The sequence below is a fragment of the Nonomuraea indica genome (assembly GCF_002850745.1).
GTDB lineage: Bacteria > Actinomycetota > Actinomycetes > Streptosporangiales > Streptosporangiaceae > Nonomuraea > Nonomuraea indica.
The window spans coordinates 326567-340490 of the sequence record NZ_KZ559468.1; the positions used below are offsets into that span (position 1 = coordinate 326567).

The 13924-nt window shown below is 74.4% G+C and carries 10 protein-coding genes; 7 read left to right on the plus strand and 3 right to left on the minus strand.

What is annotated here, in order from left to right:
- Positions 1 to 22: 22 nt before the first annotated feature.
- A complete protein-coding gene (locus CXR44_RS09285) occupies positions 23 to 1336 on the minus strand; it encodes an MFS transporter (RefSeq protein ID WP_245899008.1) in 1314 nt (437 codons plus the stop codon).
- A gap of 110 nt (positions 1337 to 1446) precedes the next feature.
- Complete coding sequence (locus CXR44_RS09290; RefSeq protein WP_101785334.1) at positions 1447 to 2943, minus strand: IucA/IucC family protein; 1497 nt, start codon at positions 2941 to 2943, stop codon at positions 1447 to 1449.
- 469 nt (positions 2944 to 3412) lie between these two features.
- Here CXR44_RS09290 and CXR44_RS09305 point away from each other — a divergent pair, with 469 nt between their 5' ends.
- The 6 genes from CXR44_RS09305 to CXR44_RS09330 all read left to right on the plus strand — a co-directional run bounded on the left by CXR44_RS09305 (position 3413) and on the right by CXR44_RS09330 (position 9519).
- On the plus strand, positions 3413 to 5359 hold the full coding sequence (locus tag CXR44_RS09305) for an IucA/IucC family protein (protein ID WP_245899010.1): 1947 nt from the start codon (positions 3413 to 3415) through the stop codon (positions 5357 to 5359).
- 30 nt (positions 5360 to 5389) lie between these two features.
- Positions 5390 to 5875, plus strand: coding sequence for a metallophosphoesterase family protein (locus CXR44_RS09310; RefSeq protein WP_101784631.1), 486 nt, complete (start codon positions 5390 to 5392; stop codon positions 5873 to 5875).
- A 79-nt stretch (positions 5876 to 5954) separates the two neighbouring features.
- On the plus strand, positions 5955 to 6851 hold the full coding sequence (locus tag CXR44_RS09315; RefSeq protein WP_101784633.1) for an ATP-binding cassette domain-containing protein: 897 nt from the start codon (positions 5955 to 5957) through the stop codon (positions 6849 to 6851).
- On the plus strand, positions 6848 to 7645 hold the full coding sequence (locus tag CXR44_RS09320) for an ABC transporter permease (protein WP_101784635.1): 798 nt from the start codon (positions 6848 to 6850) through the stop codon (positions 7643 to 7645). Before CXR44_RS09315 ends, CXR44_RS09320 begins: the two co-directional genes overlap by 4 nt.
- Before the next feature lie 66 nt (positions 7646 to 7711).
- A complete protein-coding gene (locus CXR44_RS09325) occupies positions 7712 to 8884 on the plus strand; it encodes a sensor histidine kinase (protein ID WP_245899011.1) in 1173 nt (390 codons plus the stop codon).
- Positions 8875 to 9519, plus strand: a complete 645-nt coding sequence (locus CXR44_RS09330; protein WP_101785342.1) for a response regulator transcription factor — start codon at positions 8875 to 8877, stop codon at positions 9517 to 9519. Before CXR44_RS09325 ends, CXR44_RS09330 begins: the two co-directional genes overlap by 10 nt.
- A 30-nt stretch (positions 9520 to 9549) precedes the next feature.
- Here the strand turns inward: CXR44_RS09330 and CXR44_RS39330 are convergent, their stop codons facing one another.
- Complete coding sequence (locus CXR44_RS39330; RefSeq protein ID WP_180903269.1) at positions 9550 to 10098, minus strand: hypothetical protein; 549 nt, start codon at positions 10096 to 10098, stop codon at positions 9550 to 9552.
- Between the two features lie 266 nt (positions 10099 to 10364).
- On the opposite strand from CXR44_RS39330, the gene CXR44_RS09340 reads away from it, so the two are divergent.
- Positions 10365 to 13880 carry a S8 family serine peptidase gene (locus CXR44_RS09340; protein ID WP_245899013.1) on the plus strand — a complete coding sequence of 1172 codons (3516 nt, stop codon included), beginning with the start codon at positions 10365 to 10367 and terminating at the stop codon, positions 13878 to 13880.
- Positions 13881 to 13924 lie beyond the last annotated feature (44 nt).

Genomic DNA, 13924 nt, shown 5'->3' on the forward strand with positions numbered 1-13924 from the left:
CGGACTGGGGTTCTCGGGGCCGTCAGACCCGGGCGTAGGCCAGGCTGGCCATCCGGGAGACGCCGACGGTGCGCATGTAGCACCACCACGTCAGGGCGAAGCAGGCCCCGTAGAAGGCGCCGAAGGCGAGGAACGCGGTCGCGGGGCTGCCGGTCGCCGCGAAGGACATGCCGAACGCCCGGTTGATGAGGAAGCCGCCCAGCGCGCCGACCGCCGAGATGATGCCGATCGCCGCCGAGGCCTGGCGCTTGCCGTACAGCAGCGCCTCCTCGCTCTCGCCGCGCTCGGCGACCGCCTTCGCCTGGAAGATCGCCGGGATCATCCGGTACGTGGAGCCGTTGCCGATGCCCGCGGTGACGAACAGCGTCTGGAAGGCCAGGAAGAACAGCCAGAACGAGCCCGACGTGGTGGCGAACCACACCAGCACGACGCCGGCGCCCATCGCGGCGAAGTTCCACAGCGTGACCGGCGCGCCGCCCAGGCGGTCGGCCAGCCAGCCGCCCACCGGCCTGATCAGCGAGCCGAGCAGCGGCCCGACGAACGCCACCGCCGCGTACGGCGCGTCGGGGAAGACGCTCTTGCTGAGCAGCGGGAACGCCGTCGAGTAGCCGATGAACGAGCCGAACGTGCCGATGTAGAGGAACGACATGACCCACGTCTGCGCCCGCCCGGCCACCGCGAGTTGCTCGCGCGGGTTGGCCCTGGCACTGGTCAGGTTGTCCATGAAGAACCAGGCGCAGCCGGCCGCCACCACGATGAACGGCACCCAGAACCAGCCCGCGGCGGCCAGCCCGAGCGAGCCGATCACCAGCGGCATGACGAGCTGCACCGAGCTGACGCCGATGTTGCCGCCCGCCGCGTTCAGGCCGAGCGCCACACCCTGCTGGGAGCGCGGGTAGAAGTAGGTGATGTTCGCCATGCTGGAGGCGAAGTTGCCGCCGCCGACGCCGCCCAGCGCCGCGATCACCAGGAACAGCCAGTACGGCGTGCCCGGGTCGGTCACGGCGAAGCCGAGCAGGACGGCCGGGACGAGCAGCAGCAGGGCGCTGGCCACGGTGAAGTTGCGCCCGCCGAACCTCGCCGGGCCGAACGTGTAGGGGATGCGCAGCGCCGACCCGATCAGGTTGGGCAGCGCCACCAGCCAGAAGAGCTGGTCGGTGGTGAAGTCGTAGCTGCCCATCCGGGTCGCCACGATGCTCCACAGCGTCCAGACGGTGAAGCCGAGATGTTCGGCGAAGATGGAGAAGGCGAGGTTGCGTCGTGCGACCCGCTTGCCCTTGCTCTCCCAGAACGCCTCGTCATCGGGGTGCCAGTCGGCGAGCCACCGCGCCATCATCTCCTCCTACGCTCTGCTTTCTGCTCGTCGAGCGTAGGAACGGCGGGTTACGCACGCTGACCGTCCGTGGCGGTGCTTCCGTTACGGGTAATTCACCGCGGTAACAACGGCTACACATGGGTAACGCCGGAAACACGGCCGAAACAACCGGGGTGTGAGGGGGCCAGCGGGTTCGGCACCGGCACGCACCGCATCACGCCGCCGTCGGCGCCCGTCCAGCGCAGCAGCAGGTTGGCCTTGGCCGGGACGTGCGAGGCGGCGAGCAGGGCGCGCAGCTCGGGCGGGTCGCCGTGGTCGCCGGCGCACGCCGCCACCACGGCCCGCGCCCGCTCCCAGAGCTCTCCCGCCAGCCCGGGATGCCGCACGCCGACGGCCCCGGCGATCTCCGCCAGGTTGTTCACCACCAGGCAGTACACCAGCCGCTCCCAGCCGTAGGCGGCGCTCACGCCCGGCCCGCCGCCCCCCTCGCGGCCGCCCAGCAGGTCGCGGTGGCGGTCCTCGACGAGCTTGACCCCCTCGTGGTCGCGGAAGATCACCTGTCCGGGCGTCCCGGTCGCGTCCACGCCGACGAGCACGTTCTGCAGGTGGCACTCCAGCACCACCCCGTGGCGCAGGTACGCGTGCAGCACCGGCGGCACGAGATGGTCGAGGTAGCGCTGCCACCACCGCGCCGCCCCGTCGCGGTCCAGGCCGTCGAGCGGGACGCCGGGGTACCCCTCGCTGATGCCCGCCGCGACGAGCGGCGTCAGCCCGTCACGCAGGTGCTCGCGCAGGCCGTCGCGCAGCACCACCGCGAGCGCCTCCCCGCCGTCCGGCCCACCCGGGTCCGCCGTCCGGTAGCCGCGGTCGGACAGCACGGCCGGCCTCGGCACCCGGTCCGGCAGGTCGTCGAAGACGGTCCTCAGCACGCCGTCCACCGCCGTCAGCCACCGCAGGTCGCGCAGCCAGAGCCGCCGCACGTCGTTGGTGATCCGCACGTCCAGGCTGAACTTGCAGAACACGTCGGCGTCCGGCAGGTAGACCGTCCGCACGGACGAGGTGGGCACGGCCACCGCCTCGCTCCGCCCGAGCCGTACCACCCCGCGCGCCCGCTCGCCTCCCGACCGTCCGCCCCGCCGCCCGGCGACCGGGGGCCTCCCACCGGGGCCGGACGCCCAGGTCGGGTCGCCCAGCAGGTCGAGCTGCCACGGATGGGCCGGCAGCAGCCGGTAGCCGTCGGGCGGAGGCGGTCCCAGCCCGTCGAGCGCCGCCGCGTCGCCCTCCTCCACCAGCAGCTCTTCCGGCACGCCCAGCAGCTCCAGCGGGAACCGCGCGTACGCCTCGGGCGCGTACCGCAGCCACGCCCGCGGTCCCCTCCCGCCGCGCGCCTTGGGCGCCGGGTGGTAGCGGTGCCCGGCCAGCAGCGCCTGCTCCGAGCGCAGGTACGGGTCGTCGGGCGGCGCGGCATCACGCCGTGCGGCGACCAGCGCCCTGACGACGTCGCGGCTGTGCCGGATCTCGCCGGGCAGCTCGTCGTTGCCGGTCCCGGTTCCCGCCCGCAACTCCTCGCCCACCACGGTCAGCAGCCCGTCGAGGGACAGCGGTCGCCAGCCGTCAGGGGTGAGCACCTCGGCCCAGGACGGATACCGCCCCGCCCTCTCCTCCTCCCCGGGCCCCCGCCCGTCGGGGCCGTGTCCGCCGGGGTCGTGCCCGTCGGGATTCCGCCCGTCGGGATTCCGCCCGTCGGGATTCCGCCCGTCGCGACCCCGTGTGTCGGAACCCCGTGTGTCGGAACCCCGTGTGTCGGAACCCCGTGTGTCGGGACCCCGTGTGTCGGGACCCCGTGTGTCGGGCAGTTGTTCGCACGGTCGGTGGCCGGGGGTCCTTCCACGGGTCCGGGTGCGGGGGCAGGTCGCGTGGACGCGGAGGAGCCGGCCGGTGGCGGGGAGGCGATGGCCGTCCGGCTCCGGCCGGGCGACCTCGCGCAGCACGCAGTTGAGCAGGGCCGTCATGGTGAGAACTTCCCCCATGTCCCGACATGACATGACACCCTCCTACCCTGGGTATCGGCGCTGGCACTTCGGGTAATGAAGGGTGGTGTCCCATGTCCCGCCACCTCCCGGGGGAGCCCGGTCCGGGTTCCCGGACGAGGCCGAGACCGGATTCGCGGCCGAGTTCGCGGCCGAGCTCGCCGCCGTGCGTCCCGGGCTGACCGCGCCCTGCGCCGCGGCCCTGCCGGGCGCCCGGGCCGCGGTCCTCGCCAGGCTGTGGCGCGGCCTGCTGTACGAGCCGCTGCCCGGCGTCGCCGACCGGGGACCGGGCAGCGTACGACTGGGCGACGGCCGCCTCCTCACCGGCCCCGCCCGCCTCCCGCACGACCTCGACCCCGCCGTCCCGACCAGCACCCTCCCGACCAGCACCCTCCCGACCGGCTCCCTCCCGACCGACTTCCTCCCGACAAGGGGGCACCGGACCGGCGGCCACCCGACCGGCGGCAACCCGACCGGCGGCCACCTCCTGGGAGACGAGCCGGGCGGTGGACACCCCGGTAGTGGGCATCTGGGTGGCCGGCATCCGGGTGGTGGGCATCCGGGTGGCGGCCATCCGGGTGGTGGGCAGGGTGGTGGGATGGTGGTGTGGCTGGACGGGCGTGCGTACACCGATCCGGCGGAGCTCCTCGCGGCACTCGGCCTGCCCGGTACCGCCCGCCTGGTCGGTGACCTGGAACGCAGCACCGCCTCCCTGGCCCTGTCCCGCGCCGACGCCGCGGCCCTGGACCCCGCCCGCGGCCCCGGCCGTGACCTCGCCTTCGAGCAGGATGTGGTCGACGGGCACCCGTACCACCCGTGCTGCCGCAACCGTCCCGGCTTCTCCGTGGCCGAGCAGCTCGCGTACGCGCCCGAGCACCGGCCGGTCGTGCGGCTCGACCTCGTCGCCGTGCCCGCCGCCCGCTGCCTCCTCGCGGGCCCGTGGCCGGCCCGGCTGACCGACGGTGACCGGATCCTGGTGCCGGTGCACCCCTGGCAGAGCCGGCACCGGCTGCCGGAGCTCGGGCTGGAGCCGTCCGGCCGGTCGATCCCGGCCCGGCCGCTGATGTCGCTGCGCACCCTCGCGCCCCTGGACGGCGGGCCGCACGTCAAGACGGCCGTGTCGGCGCGGATGACCTCGCACGTGCGCGACATCTCGGCGGCGTCGGTGCGTGACGCGGTGCCGCTGTCGGATCTGCTGACGCGGGCCGCAGCCCGGCTCGGCAGCGCGGGCCCGTACGTCGCCCGCTACCTGTGCGGGGCGGCCGCGCTGGTGGACGGGCGGCCGAGCGCGGAGGTGGCGGTGCTGCTGCGCGAGCCGCCGTCGCGGTTCGCCGGTTCCGGGGAGGTCGTGGCGCCGCTGGCCGCGCTCACCGCGCGTCCGGCGGACGGAGGCCCACCCCTGATCCACGTCCTCGCCGGGGGCCGGCCCGCCCGGGAAGCCCACACCCGGGAAGCCCACACCCGGGGAGCCGCCGCCCGCGGAGGTGGGGGAGCAGGGTGGATGGCGGCGTTCGCGCGGGCGGCGTTCGGCGCCGGGCTGGGGCTGCTGGCGATGGGCATCGCGCTGGAGGCGCACGGCCAGAACCTGCTGGTGGTCCTGGACCGGCACGGCCGTCCCGTGCGCCTGGTCTACCGCGACCTGGCCGACATCCGGGTGAGCCCCGCCCGGCTCGCCCGCCACGGGCTGGAGACTCCGCCGCTGCACGCCCGTCTCCTCACTGACGACCCGTGGCGGTTGCGGGAGAAGCTGTTCGGGTCGCTCGTCGGCACGACGTTCGGCACGCTGGTCTCGGCCCTCGGTCAGGGTGACCGGGACGTGGAGGCGCGGCTGTGGGACGAGGTCGCGGCGGCCGCCCGGCGGGCGTTCGACGAGCTGCCGGCCACGGGGAGGGCCGACCGGGCGGCGCTGTTCGGCGCCGAGCTGCCGGTCAAGGCGCACACGCTCATGCAGTTGGAGGGCGGCCCGCCCGGGGACCGCTGGGCCTACCTGCCGAACCCGCTCGCCGGTGCGTGAGCGCGACGGGCGGGCGGGCAGGGGACAGGCGTGAGAGTGGTGGTCCTTTCCGACACGCACGCGCCACGCCGCTGGCGCTCGTGCCCGCCCCGGGTGGCCGAGCAGCTGCGCCACGCCGACGCCATCCTGCACGCCGGGGACGTGTGCGTCGCCTCCGTGCTGGCCGAGCTGGCCGCGTACGCGCCCGTCCACGCCGTGAAGGGCAACAACGACGGCCCCGACGTGGCGGCGCCCGAGACGCTGGAGCTGACCCTCGACGGCCTCCGGGTCGGCATGATCCACGACAGCGGGCCGGCCCGCGGCCGGTTGCCGCGGCTGCGCCGCCGCTTCCCCGAGGCGGACCTCGTGGTGTTCGGCCACTCGCACATCCCGCTCGACGAGGCCGGCGAGGGCCTGCGCATCTTCAATCCCGGCTCGCCGACCGACCGCCGCCGCCAGCCGCACGGCACCGTCGGCCTGCTGACGATCGAGCACGGCGTGCTGCGGGAGGCGCGGATCGTGCCCGTGACGCCCTGACGGTTACGGGAAACCCCCACAGGAGTCGGCGGATCGCCCCCATGGTCGCCGGACGTCCCGCTCCCTAGCGTGGTACGACGTGATCAGCCTCGACCACCTCACCAAACGCTACGGCGACCGCGTCGCCGTCGACGACCTGACGCTGCGGCTCCGCCCGGGGGCCGTCACCGGATTCCTCGGCCCGAACGGCGCGGGCAAGTCCACCACCATGCGGATGATCCTCGGCCTGGACCGGCCCACGGCGGGCCGGGCGCTCGTCGGCGGCCGGCCGTACCACGAGCTAACCAACCCCTTGCGGACGGTCGGGGCGCTGCTGGACGCGCGGGCGGTGCATCCCGGCCGGAGCGTCCGCGCGCATCTTGTGGCGCTGGTGCGCGGCAACGGCATTCCGAAGGCCCGCGTCGGCGAGGTGCTGGAGACGGTCGGCCTCGGCGCCGTCGCCGGGAAGCGGGCGGGCACGCTGTCGCTCGGCATGAGCCAGCGGCTCGGGATCGCGGGGGCGCTGCTCGGCGACCCCGAGGTGCTGATGTTCGACGAGCCGGTCAACGGGCTGGACCCCGACGGGGTGCGCTGGGTGCGCCGGCTCATGCGGACGCTGGCGGGGGAGGGGCGCACGGTGTTCGTCTCCAGCCACCTGATGAGCGAGATGCAGCTCACCGCCGACCACCTCGTGGTCATCGGCAAGGGGCGGCTGCTCGCCGACGCGCCGCTGGGCGAGGTCCTGGCGGCCACGGCCGTGCTCGTCCGCACCCCGCACGCCGGTGACCTCGCGGCACGGCTCACGGCGGCGGGGATCGCGGTGGAGCGGCGCGGTGAGAACGAGCTCGTCGCCACCGGCGCGCCGATCGAGCGCGTCGGCGACCTCGCCCACGAGGCTGGCGTCCGGCTGCACGAGCTGAGCCCCCGCGAGCCCTCGCTGGAGCAGGCCTACCAGGAACTGACCGCCGACAGCGTCGAGTACGGGAGCGCCCGGTGAACCTCACATCCGTCACCTGGCCGGTGGCCGCCGAGTGGACGAAGCTGTGGTCGGTGCGCTCGACCTTCTGGTGCCTGACCGGGACGGTCGCCGTCACCGTGCTGTCCGCGGTGGCGCTCGGCGGCTCCCGGGCGACGGACCTGGTGCGCGACGGCGTGACGGCGGCCCGCCTGCCGGCCACCGAGAGCGTGGTCTCGGCGTCGACGTTCGCCCAGCTCGTCATGGTGACGCTCGGCATGCTCGCGATCACCTCCGAGTACGCCACCGGGAGCATCCGCGGGACGCTGCAGGCCGTGCCGATCAGGGGCCGGATGCTCGCCGCCAAGGCGCTCGTGGTGGCGCCGGTGATGTTCGCGACCGGCGTGCTGGCCGGCGGGCTCGCGGCCGTGGCCACGTACCTGCTGCTGTCGGTGCCCGTCTTCGGCGGGTTCGTCACGCTCGACGCGGGGGAGGCGGTCGTGGACCTGCTGCGGTTGGGGGTGTTCGCCGCGCTGGTGTCGCTGATGGCGCTCGGCGTCGGCACGGCGCTGCGCGGCGCGGCGGGGGCGCTGACGGTGATGTTCATGCTGCTGTTCGGGCTGCCGCTGGTGCTGCTCATGACGGGCAGCCAGGTGGCGGTGGAGGCGTCGATGCGGTTGCCGATGTTCGCCGGGCTGGCGTTCATGGAGAGCGCCGACAACCTCACCGGCGGGCCGATCCCGTACCCGCCGGGCGAGGGGCTGGCCTGGCTCCTGGGCTGGACGGCGGCGGCCCTGGCCGCCGGGCACGCCGTGCTGCGGCGGCGCGACGCGTAGCCGGCGTACCCGCTCCTAGACTGCACGACGGCGGCGCGAGCGGATGACTTCCGGAAAGGGGAAGCCGTGACGGGGACCACGACGAGCGTGTCGGTCCTGGTCGTGACCGCGCTGCGCCGGCTGGCCGGGGTGCTGGCCGGGACGTTCACCGGCGCCGCCGCCCTCGCCCTGCTCGCGGCGGCCTGGCCGTGGCGCGGCAGGTGGGCGCCCCGGCTGGCCGCCGTCGAGCGGGCCCGCCTGGCCGCCTGGCTCGGGCACGACGCCGGCCCAGGCGTCCCCGGCCCCGGCTACCTGGCGCTGCGCGGGCTGGTCGGCCTGATCGGCGGCCACGTGCTGCTGTCGGTGGGATTCCTCGGCGTGGTGCTGTCGGCGGGCGGCCTGTGGGCCATGCTGCAGGGCACGGGCGAGACCGTGTCGCTGCGCCTGCCCGGGGTGCGGCTGGACACGGCGAACTGGGTGCTCGGCATCACCTGTGGCATGGCCGTGCTGGGCCTGGCCGCGCTCTGGTGCCGGCTGGTCGCCTCCGCCGAGCGGCGGCTGGCCGTACGGTTCCTCGGCGTCGGCCGCGAGGAGCTCATGCGGCGGCGCATCGCCGAGCTGACCGCCACCCGCTACGGCATCGTGCGGGCGGTGGACGACGAGCGGCGGCGCATCGAACGCGACCTGCACGACGGCGTGCAGCAGCGCGGGGTGGCGCTGGCGATGCTGCTGGGCCGCGCCCGGCACGGCTCCGCCCCGGCCCCCGAGCTGGTCGACCAGGCCTACGCCGAGACGCGGCGGCTGCTGGACGAGCTGCGGGACGTGGCGTGGCGGATCTACCCGACGGCGCTGGACGACCTGGGCCTGCGGGCCGCGCTCGCCGGGGTCGCCGAACGGGCGGGGCTGCCGGTGACCGTCCACTACGGGCTGCGCGACCGCCCCGTCTCCGAGGTGGAGACGGCCCTGTACTTCGTCGCCCGCGAGGCGATCACCAACGCGGTCAAGCACTCCGGGGCCCGTGACATCCTGGTCGTCCTGGACGAGGACGAGCGGGAGGTGCGGGTGGCCGTGTCCGACGACGGCCGCGGCGGCGCGGACCCGGGCGGCGGCGGGCTGTCCGGGCTGGCCAGGCGGGTGCTGGCGCTCGACGGCAGGTTCGAGGTGGGCGACGGCGCGGACGGCGGCACCCGGGTGAGCGCCTCGCTGCCCAAGCAGCCGGCGAGCGAGCGGGCCGGCGCGGAGTGGCCGCCGTGCGGGTGATCCTCGCCGACGACTCGGTGCTGCTGCGCGAGGGCCTGGCCCGGTTGCTGGCCGATGCCGGGCACGACGTCGTGGCCGCGGTCGGCGACGCCGCGGCGCTGGTGGCGGCGGTGGCCGAGCACCGGCCCGACGTGGCGGTGGTGGACGTGCGGATGCCGCCCGGCCACTCCGACGAGGGGCTGCGCGCGGCGCTGGAGATCCGGGAGCGCTGGCCCGGCGTGGCCGTCCTGGTGCTGTCGCAGTACGTGGAGAAGACGTACGCGGCCAAGCTGCTGGCGGGGGCCACCGAGCGGGTCGGCTACCTGCTGAAGGACCGGGTGTCGGAGGTGGCGGAGTTCCTGGAGTCGCTGGAGCGGGTCCGTGACGGCGGCACGGTCGTCGATCCCGAGGTGGTGCGCCAGCTCCTGGCCCGCACCACGCACGCCGATCCGCTGCGCGCGCTGACCGAGCGGGAGGCCGAGGTGCTGCGCCAGCTCGCCCAGGGCTACGCCAACACCGCCATCGCCGGCAACCTGCACGTCTCGCTCAGCACGGTGGAGAAGCACGTCAACGCCATCTTCGACAAGCTGGCCCTGCCGCGCACGCCCACGTACAGCAGGCGCGTGCTGGCCATCCTGCGCTACCTCGACCAGTGAGCCGGCGGCCGGTACGCGCCCGGCCGGCGGTCAGGGGATGACGTCCGCCACCACCCGGACGCGGCCCTTCCGGCACGAGGAGAGCCGGCTGCTCGTCGCCGCCTGCGCCGCCGAGTTGCTCGCGCAGAGCCACCCCTGGACGGTCGCGACGCCGGCGCTGCCCTGCTTCGGGGTGTCCGGCCGGTAGTAGGCGCGGAAGACCCGCATGGCCTCGCGGCAGTCGGCACGTCCGGTGTGCACCGCGACGGCGGCCATCGGTCCGCCGCCGGGCGGCTGGACCTCACCGCAGACGGTGCGGGGCCCGGACAGCACCGGGTCCGACGTGGCGGGATGTGACGTGGCGGGATGTGACGTGGCGGGGTCCGACGCGGCCGGGTCCGACGTCTTGGGGTCCGACGTCTTGGGGTCCGACGTCTTGGGGTCCGACTCGGTGGGGTGCGACGTGGCGGGGTGTGACGTGGTGGGGGCGGAGGAGGGGGAGGACGGGGGCGTCGCCTGCCCTCCCGCGGGTCCGGCGCAGGCGCCCAGCGCGGCGACCAGCACCGGCACGCAGACCACGACGAGGGGACGTACGAACATGACAAACTCCGCCAATTCCGCTTCTACCGGCCGGACGAAGTCTCGCACAACTGATCGTCGCTGACGTGGGCGCTCCCGGCCGCGGCGGGTGGGGACCACGGCCCGGGAGAGGCATTCGGCCTGACCAGATCACATTTCATGACTTGCTCAGTCTTGTTATGCCAAGACTCTTGCAAAGCGGCCATGATCTCTTCACCCTTCATCCGTAGGCGTAAAGATCAGCTCTACCCCGGTGGGCTGTCCCCGCCGGGCGTGAAGGAGAGCATGTGCCGTACACCCCCCACCGGCGATCGATCCTGACCGGGGTCACCGGGATGATCGCCGCCCTCACCCTCATGCTCCCGCAGGGGGTCGCCGCCCAGGCGGCCCCCGAGCCGGACAAGATCAGTGCCGCCGTCCGGGCCGACCTGGCCGCGGACGGCAAGTCCACCTTCTGGGTACGCCTCAAGGGCGCGGCCGACCTCGGCGCCGCCCGCCGGGCCGGCACCAAGGACGTCAAGGCGGAGCTCGTCTACGAGGCCAAGACCGCCAAGGCCGCCTCGTCCCAGGCCGGCCTGCGCAAGCTGCTCGACGCGCAGGAGGCCGACTACACCTCCTTCTGGATCGTCAACGCCGTCCGGGTGACGGCCGGTCCCAAGCTGGCCGCCGAGATCGCGAAGCTCGACGAGGTCCAGGGCATCGAGCCGGTCCGCACCGTCGCCCTGCCCAAGCCGGACCCGGCCAAGACCGAGGCCAAGGTCAACGCCGTCGAGTGGAACATCGACCGGATCGGCGCCCCGCGCGTGTGGGAGGAACTGGGCAACCGCGGCGAGGGCATCGTCGTCGCCAACATCGACACCGGCGTCCAGTTCGACCACCCCGACCTGGCCGCCTCCTACCGCGGGCGCGGCGCCGACGGCGTCGTCGACCACGACCACAACTGGTTCGACCCCGCTCGCGTCTGCCCGACCTCCGCGCCGTGCGACAACAACGGCCACGGCACCCACACCATGGGCACGATGGCCGGGGCCAACGGCATCGGCGTCGCCCCCGGCGTCAAGTGGATCGCCGCCAAGGGCTGCGAGGTCAACACCTGCACCGACGCCTCGCTGCTCGCCGCCGGGCAGTGGATCCTCGCCCCCACCGACCTGAGCGGCGCCGACCCGCGGCCCGACCTCGCGCCCGACATCGTCAACAACTCCTGGGGCGGCGACGGCTTCGACCCCTGGTACAAGGAGACCGTCGAGGCGTGGGTCGCCGCCGGCATCTTCCCGGCCTTCTCCAACGGCAACGAGGGCCCCGCCTGCCGCACCAGCGGCTCGCCCGGCCAGTACGCGGCCAGCTACAGCGCGGGCGGCTTCGACGTCAACAACGCGCTCTACAACCGCTCCAGCAAGGGCGAGGGCGAGAACGGCGAGATCAAGCCCAACATCTCCGCCCCCGCCGTGAGCGTCCGCTCCTCGGTGCCCGGCGGCACGTACGCCTCCTACACGGGCACCTCGATGGCCTCGCCGCACGTGGCGGCCACCGTCGCGCTGATCTGGTCGGCCGCGCCCGCCCTGCAGGGAGACATCGCGGCGACCCGGCCGCTGCTCGACACCACCGCGATCGACGTCGCCGACACCAGCTGCGGCGGCACCGCCGCCGACAACAACGTCTGGGGCGAGGGTCGCCTCGACGCCTACAACGCCGTCCGGACCGCCCCGGCCGACCAGGTGGGCGACCTGGCCGGCACCGTGACCTCCGGCGGCGCCCCGGTGGCGGGCGCCACGGTGACCATCACCGGCCCGCTGACGCGTACGGCCGTCACCGGCGCCGACGGCCGGTACGCCGTGCCGCGCCTGGTCCCCGGCGACTACGAGATCGCCACCCAGAAGTTCGGCTACGCCCGCGGCACCGCGACGGCCACCGTCGTCGCCGGCCGGAGCGCCACCGCCGACGTCACCATGGCCCAGCAGCCCCAGGCGGTCCTGTCCGGCACCGTCACCACGGCCGGCACGCCCGAGGCCGGCGCCACCGTGGCGGCCGGTGGCACCCCCGTCAGCACGGTCACCGACGCGGCCGGCCGCTACCGGCTCACGCTGCCGCACGGCGAGTACACGGTCGTGGTCACGCCCTCCTCCCGCTGCGCCCGCGGCGCGAGCGTCGGCGTGACCCTCACCGGCGACCAGACGCAGGACGTCGAGCTCGGCCTGCGCGGCGACAACTTCGGCTACACCTGCGAGGTCGGCGCCGAGCCGTACGTCGCGGGCACCGACAAGCTCGCCCTGACCGGCGACGACGAGGCCCAGCAGGTCACCCTGCCCTTCCCGGTGCCCTTCTACGGCACCGGCCAGAGCAGGGCGTGGATCAGCACCAACGGCTTCGCCACCTTCGCCGCCGACCGCGTCGTCAGCGGCTCCAACGGCCGCCTCCCGACCGCCGGCACGCCCAACAACGCCGTCTACCCGTACTGGGACGACCTCGTCGCCGACGCCGGCAGCGGCGTCTACACCGCGGTCACCGGCGCCACCCCGCACCGCCGGTTCGTCATCGAGTGGCGCAACCTCAAGTACTACAACGACAGCGCGCAGCGGATCTCCTTCTCCGCCCTGCTGGGCGAGGACGGCAGCGTGAGCTTCCGCTACAAGGACGTCGACAGCCAGCGCGACCAGGGCACCAGCGCCACCGTCGGCGTCGAGGACGCGACCGGCGCCGACGCGATGCTCTACTCCTACGAGCAGGCCGCCCTGTCGAACGGGATGAGCCTCACCTTCACCGCCAGCCGGCACGGCCTCGTCACCGGCGTCGTCACCGACGCCAACGACGGCGACCCGCTGCCCGGCGCGACGGTCAAGGTGGGCGACGTGGCCACCCTCACCACGGGCGCGGACGGCGCCTTCTACGGCCAGGTGCCCGCGGGCGACTACGAGGTCGAGGTGGCCAAGGAGCACTACGGCACCTTCACCAAGCCGGTCACCGTCACCCCGGCCGCACCCACGAGGATCGACACCGCGCTGGTCACCGGCCGGGTCAGCGCCTCGCTCGGCGAGCTCACCGTGGTGATGCCGGGAGAGGCGAGCCGGAGCCGCACCTTCGAGCTGACCAACCTCGGCTCGCCGACCGCCTACACCGTCACCGCCGACCCGGCGCAGAGCTGGCTCGGCGTGACGCCCGCGGCGGGCGAGCTGGCCAAGGGTCAGACGGCCGCGCTCAAGGTGAGCGTCTCCAGCGCCGGGGTCCAGCCGGGCGCCGTCCGCACCGGCAAGCTCGTCATCCGCTCGGCGAGCGGCAGGCAGCCGGTCATCGAGGTGAAGGTGTCGGTCGTGGTGCCCAAGCACCAGGTCGCCGTGGACGTCGGCGCGACCAGGGGCCTGGTGGACGCCGCCGGCGACTCCTGGACGGCCGACCGGAAGTACGCCCAGGGCGGCCACGGCTACGTCGCCACCCGGAACCGGACGCACTCCACGTCCAGGACCATCAAGGGGACGGACGACCAGGCGCTGTTCAGGACCGCCCGCGAGGACATGCTCGAATACCGCTTCGACAACGTCCCGGCCGGCACCTACACGATCGAGCTGGGCTTCGCCGACACCCGCTCGACGGACATCGGCAGGCGGGTCTTCGACGTGCTGGCCGAGGGGCAGCTCGTGCTGCCGGCGCTGGACCTGGCGCTGGAGGCCGGCACGTACACGGCCGTCAGCAGGCAGTACACGGTCCAGGTGACCGACGGCCAGCTCAACCTGCGCTTCGCGACACGTGTGGGCTCGCCCATCGTGAACGCGATCCGCGTCTCCGAGCGTCCGGACCGCGGCCCGGCCTGACGCTCCTCCCGGGTCCGCCCCGCCGCCCCGCCGCTCCGCCGCCC